This window comes from Vineibacter terrae (genome assembly GCF_008039615.1).
GTDB lineage: Bacteria > Pseudomonadota > Alphaproteobacteria > Reyranellales > Reyranellaceae > Vineibacter > Vineibacter terrae.
Genome location: NZ_VDUZ01000068.1, coordinates 37744 through 45465 on the forward strand (window position 1 = coordinate 37744; position 7722 = coordinate 45465).

Consider the following 7722-nt stretch of genomic DNA (forward strand, 5'->3'; position numbering starts at 1 on the left):
AGGAGCGCCTCATGCCGCGACGCAGCGCCGTGCCACGGCGGGTGCCGGCCGCCTTCGCCGAGCACGCCGGCGATCGCCAGTTCGCCACCACGCTGGCGCGCGGGCTGGAGATCCTGCGCTGCTTCACGCCGCAGCAGCCGGTGCTGAGCACGGCCGAGCTGGCGCAGCGCACCGGCCTGCCCAAGCCGACCGTGTCGCGCTTCACCTACACGCTGTCGGGCATGGGCTATCTGCAGCCCGACCTGCCGGCCGGCCGCTACCGGCTGGGGCCGGCAGTGCTGTCGCTGGGCTACCCGCTGATCGCATCCTTCGCGTTCCGCCAGGTCGTGCGCCCGGCGATGGAAGCGCTGGCACGCCAGGTCAGCGGCTCGGTGTCGCTGGGCCTGCGCGACCGCACCAACATGGTCTACGTCGAGACCTGCCGCAGCGCCGCCACGTCGTCGTTCCAGCTCTCCGATATCGGCATGACGCACCCGATCGCGGCGACGGCGATCGGCCGCGCCCACATCGCCGGCTGTTCGCCGGCCGAGCGCGCCGCGCTGCTCAACGAGCTGCGTGTCAAGACGCCCGAGCTGTGGCGCCAGCACGCGGCTTCGGTCACCCAGGCGCTCGCCGCCTTCCGCGACAAGGGATACTGCGTGTCATACGGCGACCTGCGGCCCGGCATCTATGCGCTGGCCACGCCGATCGGCCGGCTGCCGAGCCGCGAGCTTCTGGTGCTCAACGCCGTCTCGCCGTCATGGACGCGGCGCGCGGCACAGTTCGAGCCGACGCTGGCGCCGCTGCTGCTGCGCTGCGCCCACGCGATCGCGGCGCAATTCACCGCCTGAAACGGCCGGCAACAACACCGCGACCGGCGCGTTGAGCGGACGGCCCCGCCAGACTTCGAATCCCCTGCAGGCGGGATCAGGCCGGGCGCGTGCTTCCGGATATCCGGACATGCGTCCGGCGACCTCCGCCGGATTAAGGAGATTGTGAGGCAGCCGGAACAGCCGGCGGCGTGCTGCCGTTGACGCGGCATGCCGCCGCCACGGACGGGCCGGAGACCTGCCGCCATGAGCAACCGAACAGACAGCCTGTGGGGCGATTTCCATCAGGCGACGCTCGACACGCAGACGTGTCGCGCGCAGCTACGCGCCTTGCACCGGCTGCGGTCCGATGCGCGCGCCACCGGCAGCGACATGCTGGACGTCGAGCGCCTGCTCGCCGCCAAGCGCGTCGAGCTCGACATGCTGGAAGCCGTGCGCAACCGCAGCTTCGCGGAGATCATCGATTTCCTGTCCGGCGAATGCAATCGCACCCCGCAGCGAACGCCATCCCTTTGAGGACATTGATCGGCAGCGGCCTTGTCCACGACCGGCACTGTCAAGACGTCGACGGCGGCGGCACGCCAGGACAGTAGGCGACTACAGTCTGTATGGCGTGCGGACACCCGGATCGTCCTCCGGGAAATCCTTGACGTTGCGGGTGACGAGCAACATGGCGTGAGCCTGCGCGGTGGCCCAGATCACCGCGTCGGGCAATTTGATCCGATGATCGCGGCGAAGGCTGACCGCACGCTCGGCAATCCGCTCGCCGATGCCAACGATTTCGAACCCGCCCAGAAAATGACGCGTCGCAGCCTCAAGGTCTGCGCTGGCGCCGACCATGACCTCCATCCACGTGATGACGCTGATGGCCTTCTGCGAGTAGCGCCGAAGCTCGGCACGCGCTTCGGGAACGGCATTGAGGTAGTCGACCAGGATATTGGTGTCGAACAGCGCCTTCACCATTCCTGACGCACCTTCTCCTGATAGGCCAGACCGTCCATCTTGCGTCTGCCCCAGAGGCCGAACGCATCACCCTCGACCTTCTTTCGGCGCTTGGCGAGATAGTCGTCGATCGCCTCCCTTATAAGGGCGGCACGCGAGCGCTTCTCTTCTTTCGACAGCTCGTCGAGTTCCCGGATCTGGCTGTCGCCGACATCGATCAGTGTCCGCATGGGAATCCATTTCGATATATGATATCGGCAGTATATATATTACATCCCCACAAGGCAACAGGGCCGCGCCCATGCCGGCACCCGGCCCTCGTGCCCGCTGGCGGGAATGGCCTCAGCGGCCGGCGGCCTTGTCGAGCGCCTGCATCACGGCGTCGATGCTCAGCAGCTCGGGCAAGGCGATGCCCTGCGGCGCGCCCGGGCCGTAGACGATGTTGAACGGAATGCCGTAGCGTCCGTTGGCCGCGAGGTATTGCGCGATCGCATCGCTGGGGCGGGTCCAGTCGATCTTCAGCGACACCGCCTTGGCATCGGCGAGGCGCTGCACGACGGTGTCGGCGTTCAGCACCAGCCGCTTGTTCACCTGGCAGGTGACACACCAGTCGGCCGTGACGTCGACCAGCACCAGTTTGCCGCCCTCGGCCGCCTGGCGCACCTGGGCGGCGATGTCGCGCGTCGCGTCGAGCCGGGTCCAGCGTCCGTCGACGGCAGCCGCGGCCGGCACCGTGGTCGACGCCAGCATCGCCGGCAGCACCGTGGCTGCCAGCGCCGCCAGGACGGCGGCCGGAACGGCGGCACGGCCGACCCGGCGACGCGCCACGAGCAGCGCCGACATCAACGCCGCCGCCGCCACCGCCGCGATCACGGCCTGGGTGCCGGCAGCCCCCATCAGCACCGACAGCAGCCACACCGCGGTGGCGAACAGCGCCAGCGACAGCAGCTTCTTCAGCGTCGCCATCCAGGCGCCCGGCCTGGGCAGGCGCGCGGCCAGGCGCGGGAACGCCGCCAGCAGCAGGTAAGGCGCCGCCAGCCCGATGCCCAGCGCCAGGAACACCGCCACGATCTCCAGGGCGCCGCGCGACAGGGCGAAGGACAGGGCGGTGCCCACGAAGGGCGCCGAGCAGGGCGTCGCCAGCAGCGTGGCGAAGGCGCCGGCGACGAAATGACCCGCAAGCTCGGAACGGCCGGCACGCTGCTCGCCGGCCACCGCGGTCTCTGCCAGCCAGCTCGGCAAGGGGATCTCGAAGACCCCGGTGAGGTTCAAGGCGAACAGCAGGACCACCACCACCATGAAGGCGATGAAGGCAGGCTGCTGGAACTGGATGCCCCAGCCGACGGCAAGGCCCGCCTGCTTGAGCGCCACCGCGGCCCCGGCCAGCACCAGGAACGACGTGATCACGCCGGCCGCCGAGGCCAGGAAGCCGGCCCGCACGCGTGCCGGCGCGCTGCCGCCATGGCCGATGGCGCCGAGGACCTTCAGCGACAGCACCGGCAGCACGCAGGGCATCAGGTTGAGGACCAGGCCGCCCAGCAGGGCGACCAACAGGATCGACCACAGGCCATCATCCGGCGCGCGACCGCCGCCGGCTGCGGACGCCGCCGGCATGGCGCCCGTCGCGGCGCGCACCGTGCCTTCGACCGACTGGTCGGCATCGACCAGGGTGAGCACCATGTCGCCCGCCGTGAGGTCGGCCGCCTTCAGCTTGTCGCCGACCAGCACCGACGTGATCACGGCGCGGCGTCCGCCGTCCTCGAGCTGCACCGATGCCTCTTCGGCGACGATGACCTTGGGATGCTCGACGAACAGGTCCGGTTTCTTCAGCGGCTGCGTCGCGTGCACGACAACCGACAGCAGCACCGCCTGCTCGCCCACCTTGCCGCCCGGCGCATCGATCTCCGAGACGGTCGGTGTCGCGAACGTGGCGCTGTCGGCGCCGGTTGCGCGCGGCAGCGCCGCCATCGCGGCAGCGATCAGCGGCGCTTCGGCGCTGGGCGTCGCGGCCGATGCCGGCAGGTCGAGCGCGAACGTGGCGGTGTACGGAATGCAGACATCGTCGCAGGTGAGGTAGTCGACCTTTGCCTTGACCGACAGAGGCTTGCCCGGATCGGCCAGCGTCGCCTGGATCGGCAGCACGACCTCGTGCTTGTAGCCGATGGTCGAGAGGCCGGAGACGTCGAACCGCAGCGGCGCCGGCCACAGCGTCCGGGTGCCGCCGAGATTGGCCGAACCGCCCCAGTCGACGCTGGGCGGAAAGCCGGCGTCGCCCGGTGCCCGCCAGTAGACCTTCCAGCCCGGCTTCATCCGGAACTGCAGGCCCAGGGTGACGCTGCGGGAATCGCCCACGCCGTCGACGGCCGAGATCAGGCGGACCTGGGTCTGGTCGGTCCGCGCCCAGTCCGAGCCGGCCGCTTGCACCGTCCCCGGCAGGAGCGCCATCGCCGCGATCGCGACAGCCGTGAACATCCTTATACGCAGAAGCGATGCCACATCCGTACTCCGACGCGGCCACCGCCGCGCATCTTCACCCCGCCTGCAGCGGCAGCCTTGACCATGACAATACACACCGTAGATATGCCGAAGGCGCAATCGCGAAGCTTCACAAGCGCGTGTCGACAGCGGCATTGCGCTGCGGCCCGGAAAGCGGTAGCGAAGCCATATGCCCAAACCCGCAGCCACATCGGGCTACATCGCCGGGCAGTTGCTGGTGGCGACCCCGGCGATGCCCGACCCACGTTTCAAGCAGGCCGTGATCTACATGTGCCTGCACGACGACAAGGGTGCGCTGGGCCTCGTGCTCAACAAGGCGCTGGCCTCGCCGACCCCGGCCGAGCTGTTCCAGCAGCTCGACATCGATCCGCCCACCGAGGGCGACCTGCGCTACACCATCTGGGGCGGTCCGGTGGAGCCGGAGCGCGGCTTCGTGCTGCACAGCCTGGACTACAAGCGCGAGGACACGGTCTCGGTCGGCGTCGAGCGTCTGGGGCTGACCGCGTCGCTGGAGATCCTGCGCGACATGGCCCGCGGCGCCGGCCCCGCCAAGTCGATCCTGGCGCTGGGCCATAGCGGATGGGGGCCGGGGCAGCTTGACCAGGAGCTGCAGGAGAACGGCTGGTTCGTGGTGCCGCCCGACGACGCGCTGATCTTCGACGAGGACTACGACGGCAAGTGGACACGCTCGCTGGCCAAGCTGGGCGGCAAGCTGGGCACCGACCCCGGGATGTACTCGTCCACGTTCGGCCGCGCCTGAAGGTCTTTTCTACCCAGGACTGCCATCTTGAGCGCGGCGCATGATCTGCCGCGCAAGCCGCGCCGCGCGCCATTCGCGATATTGCGGCGCAGCGAAGAGGCTGGGCCTTAATCCGCAGTCAAATCAATATCTTGTATTAAATTTCTGAAACAATTCCCAAAATCAGGTGACAGCCCTGCCCGGACAGCGTACCGTTTGTGCGTTGCGAAGGGAGGCGGGCAATCCTCCAGCGGGCTCCGATCCCTCTCGGATCTACCGGCGACGACGGCGTCAGCGCCGCCAGTACCGGGTGCCGCCCCGCAACCTTCGCCGCCGCTCGGAATGCCCTGTCGACGCCTCCCCCTCGGGAGGCGTTTGTCGTTTGGCGTCCCCGGCGACCCGTAGCCCAAACCTGTAGCGGAGTGGTTCATGGCCAAGCGCACCGCGCGTCGCAGCCGTCCTGAAACCGACGAAACCGGGAGAGTGCACAGCCTTTTCTTCGATTCACCCCGCACGGTCGTGCCCTTCGAGGCACCTGAAAGAGAACAGAGCTACATCCGCCATGTCCGCCCGCGCAGCGACAACCAGCGCCACCTGATCGAGGCCATCAGCAGCAAGCCACTCACCGTCGCGCTCGGCCCCGCCGGCACCGGCAAGACCTACCTCGCCATCACCGCCGCGGTGGAAGCGCTGGAGCGCAAGCGCATCGGCCGCATCGTGCTGTCGCGCCCTGCCGTCGAGGCGGGCGAAAGCCTGGGCTACCTGCCCGGCGACATGCGCGAGAAGCTCGACCCCTACCTGCGCCCGCTGTTCGACGCGCTGAACGACCGGCTGGGACCGAAGCGGCTGCGCGCCTGGCTCGACGACGGCAGCATCGAGATCGCGCCGGTGGCGTTCATGCGTGGGCGCACGCTGAACAACGCGTTCGTGCTGATCGACGAGGCGCAGAACTGCACCTACGGCCAGCTCAAGATGCTGCTGACGCGGCTGGGCTGGCACTCCACCATGGTGCTGACCGGCGATCCCGACCAGACCGATCTGCTGCCCGAGCTGTCGGGCCTGAACGAGGTCGCGCGCCGCCTCGAAGGCCAGGAGGAAATCGCGGTGGTGCGGCTCACCCAGGCCGATGTGGTGCGCCACCCGCTGGTGGGACGCATGCTGGGGGTGCTTTAGATTTTTCCTCTCCCGCCTGCGGGAGAGGTGAAGATCAGCGATGCGGCTGGCGGCGGTAATGGTCCGCCAGCGCGTCGCGGCCGAAATCGGCAGCCAGATCGCGCCACACGGAATGGACATGGTTGGCGTCGTTCTGGCTGTTGCCGACCTCGATCAGCGTCGCGGTGCCGTGCAGGCGGAAATAGTAGGCCCGGCCATGCCGCCGCGGCCGAGGCCGCTTTCCAGCACGGTCATCGCCCGCGCGCGCTGGCTTTCGGACATGTCACGCAACGCCAGCCCGCGCCGCGATCGCGGCACATAGTGCCAGTTCTCGCGCTCGGCATCGGCGAAGGCGATGACCGCCTGCGCCCGCCGCTTCTCATCGAGCATCGCCAGCCAATCGATCGCCGCCCGCGCCATCCGCTCCACGACCTGCGCCTCGGCCACCACCGGCACCTGCGATGCCAGCAGGCCGGCGCCAGCCGCCAGCACCGCTCGCCGCGTCGGGGCATGGCGAGGCGATGCCGTGTCATCGTGGCGATGATGGTGATGGTGGTGCGCGTGCGGATGCGGCCCGATCACCCCGTCATGCGGCATGACATGCCTCCCGGGATTTTCCGCACGCGCCAGCAGGGAGCGCCTCCCTCGCTGGTCCGCGCTCCCGGCCGCGGCTAGGCCGTCGGCTTGTACTTGATGGTGCAGCCGTAGGCCTGCGTCACCGTGTGCGCGATCGGCTGGCCTGCCCCCAGCTGCTGCAGCGCGTCCTTCACGTAGGGCGTCGCCTTGGGCACGTCGCCGATGCTGGTCGAGCGGATGCTGTCGATGCCGCCCATGTAGGCGAGCGTGCCCTTGGGATCGATGACGAACATGTGCGGCGTCACGCGCGCATCATAGGCGCGGCCGATGATGCCGTCGGGGTCGAGCAGCACGGCGGCCGGCACCGCATTGCGCGCCTTGGTGAGATCGTTGGCCTGGGCAGCGCTGACATAGCCTTGCGAATCCGGCATCGAGGAGATGATGCTCAGCCACACGATGCCCTTCGCCGCCGCGTCCTTCTGCAGCGCCTGCATGTTGCCGGAGCGGTAGTGCTTGCCGACATATGGGCACTCGTGGTTGGTCCACTCCAGCACCACGGTCTTGCCGCGGTAGTCGGCCAGCTTGCAGGGCTTGCCGTCGCTGCCGACGCCGCTGAAGGCCGGCGCCGCCACCCCGACCTGCGGCCGGGCCAGCGCCAGGCGCGGCAATGCCAGGGAAGCCGCCGCGCCGCCCAGGGCGGCGAGCGACGCACGACGGCTGAAACGTGCTGAGCTGAGCATGAGATTCGCCTCCTGTTGATGTCCGATACCGTCCGGAGCGCCTAGTACCTGTGCCCAGAGATTATGACTCTTTGGCTGCGTCTGGATAGGCGCGAGCGAGCTTTGTGCGAGCGCGTTGGGTGGTGAACATCCATTTGATGGGAGCGGCTGTCGCGTTTCGCTGGCGCTCCCAGGCGGCGATTTCGGCGTTGAGCGTGTGGCGGTCTGCGATGCGGCGGTCGAGGCACTGGCCGCGCAGCACGCCGATCTCGATCTCGACCATGTTGAG

General features: G+C 68.8%; 10 protein-coding genes and 1 pseudogene. 4 read left to right on the forward strand and 7 right to left on the reverse strand.

Annotated elements, in window-relative coordinates; translation table 11 throughout:
* Window positions 1-11: 11 nt before the first annotated feature.
* Together FHP25_RS36900 and FHP25_RS36905 are read left to right on the forward strand one after the other, a co-directional pair.
* Window positions 12-830, forward strand: coding sequence for an IclR family transcriptional regulator (locus FHP25_RS36900; protein WP_147852004.1), 819 nt, complete (start codon window positions 12-14; stop codon window positions 828-830).
* A gap of 225 nt (window positions 831-1055) precedes the next feature.
* Window positions 1056-1325 carry a hypothetical protein gene (locus tag FHP25_RS36905; RefSeq protein WP_147852005.1) on the forward strand — a complete coding sequence of 90 codons (270 nt, stop codon included), beginning with the start codon at window positions 1056-1058 and terminating at the stop codon, window positions 1323-1325.
* Between the two features lie 81 nt (window positions 1326-1406).
* Here the strand turns inward: FHP25_RS36905 and FHP25_RS36910 are convergent, their stop codons facing one another.
* The 3 genes from FHP25_RS36910 to FHP25_RS36920 form a co-directional block, all read right to left on the reverse strand.
* Window positions 1407-1772, reverse strand: coding sequence for a type II toxin-antitoxin system VapC family toxin (locus FHP25_RS36910; protein ID WP_147852006.1), 366 nt, complete (start codon window positions 1770-1772; stop codon window positions 1407-1409).
* Window positions 1766-1981 (reverse strand): ribbon-helix-helix domain-containing protein, encoded by a 216-nt coding sequence (locus tag FHP25_RS36915; protein ID WP_147852007.1) that lies wholly within the window; start codon window positions 1979-1981, stop codon window positions 1766-1768. The genes FHP25_RS36910 and FHP25_RS36915 overlap by 7 nt, the downstream gene beginning before the upstream one ends.
* 112 nt (window positions 1982-2093) lie before the next feature.
* Window positions 2094-4223, reverse strand: coding sequence for a protein-disulfide reductase DsbD family protein (locus tag FHP25_RS36920; protein WP_147852017.1), 2130 nt, complete (start codon window positions 4221-4223; stop codon window positions 2094-2096).
* Between the two features lie 193 nt (window positions 4224-4416).
* Between FHP25_RS36920 and FHP25_RS36925 the strand changes: the two genes are divergently transcribed.
* Both FHP25_RS36925 and FHP25_RS36930 read left to right on the forward strand, forming a co-directional pair.
* Window positions 4417-5007 (forward strand): YqgE/AlgH family protein, encoded by a 591-nt coding sequence (locus tag FHP25_RS36925; RefSeq protein WP_147852008.1) that lies wholly within the window; start codon window positions 4417-4419, stop codon window positions 5005-5007.
* Window positions 5008-5415: 408 nt separating this feature from the next.
* Window positions 5416-6159, forward strand: a complete 744-nt coding sequence (locus tag FHP25_RS36930; protein ID WP_147852009.1) for a PhoH family protein — start codon at window positions 5416-5418, stop codon at window positions 6157-6159.
* Between the two features lie 34 nt (window positions 6160-6193).
* On the opposite strand, the gene FHP25_RS42795 is transcribed toward FHP25_RS36930, so the two are convergent.
* The 4 genes and pseudogenes from FHP25_RS42795 to FHP25_RS36950 form a co-directional block, all read right to left on the reverse strand.
* Complete coding sequence (locus tag FHP25_RS42795) at window positions 6194-6334, reverse strand: DUF3500 domain-containing protein (RefSeq protein ID WP_147852018.1); 141 nt, start codon at window positions 6332-6334, stop codon at window positions 6194-6196.
* The gene (locus FHP25_RS36940) at window positions 6313-6735 is read right to left on the reverse strand and encodes a DUF3500 domain-containing protein (protein WP_147852010.1); all 423 of its coding nucleotides are present in this window, start codon (window positions 6733-6735) and stop codon (window positions 6313-6315) included. The genes FHP25_RS42795 and FHP25_RS36940 overlap by 22 nt, the downstream gene beginning before the upstream one ends.
* Window positions 6736-6809: 74 nt before the next feature.
* The gene (locus tag FHP25_RS36945) at window positions 6810-7454 is read right to left on the reverse strand and encodes a redoxin domain-containing protein (RefSeq protein WP_147852011.1); all 645 of its coding nucleotides are present in this window, start codon (window positions 7452-7454) and stop codon (window positions 6810-6812) included.
* Window positions 7455-7515: 61 nt separating this feature from the next.
* Window positions 7516-7722: pseudogene (locus tag FHP25_RS36950) on the reverse strand (IS630 family transposase); the annotation flags it as partial.

Bases quoted from the DNA above. Each gene is read 5' to 3' on its own strand.
- FHP25_RS36900 (WP_147852004.1), top strand. From the start codon at position 12: ATGCCGCGACGCAGCGCCGTGCCACGGCGGGTGCCGGCCGCCTTCGCC.
- FHP25_RS36905 (WP_147852005.1), top strand. From the start codon at position 1,056: ATGAGCAACCGAACAGACAGCCTGTGGGGCGATTTCCATCAGGCGACG.
- FHP25_RS36910 (WP_147852006.1), bottom strand. From the start codon at position 1,772: ATGGTGAAGGCGCTGTTCGACACCAATATCCTGGTCGACTACCTCAAT.
- FHP25_RS36915 (WP_147852007.1), bottom strand. From the start codon at position 1,981: ATGCGGACACTGATCGATGTCGGCGACAGCCAGATCCGGGAACTCGAC.
- FHP25_RS36920 (WP_147852017.1), bottom strand. From the start codon at position 4,223: ATGTTCACGGCTGTCGCGATCGCGGCGATGGCGCTCCTGCCGGGGACG.
- FHP25_RS36925 (WP_147852008.1), top strand. From the start codon at position 4,417: ATGCCCAAACCCGCAGCCACATCGGGCTACATCGCCGGGCAGTTGCTG.
- FHP25_RS36930 (WP_147852009.1), top strand. From the start codon at position 5,416: ATGGCCAAGCGCACCGCGCGTCGCAGCCGTCCTGAAACCGACGAAACC.
- FHP25_RS36940 (WP_147852010.1), bottom strand. From the start codon at position 6,735: ATGCCGCATGACGGGGTGATCGGGCCGCATCCGCACGCGCACCACCAT.
- FHP25_RS36945 (WP_147852011.1), bottom strand. From the start codon at position 7,454: ATGCTCAGCTCAGCACGTTTCAGCCGTCGTGCGTCGCTCGCCGCCCTG.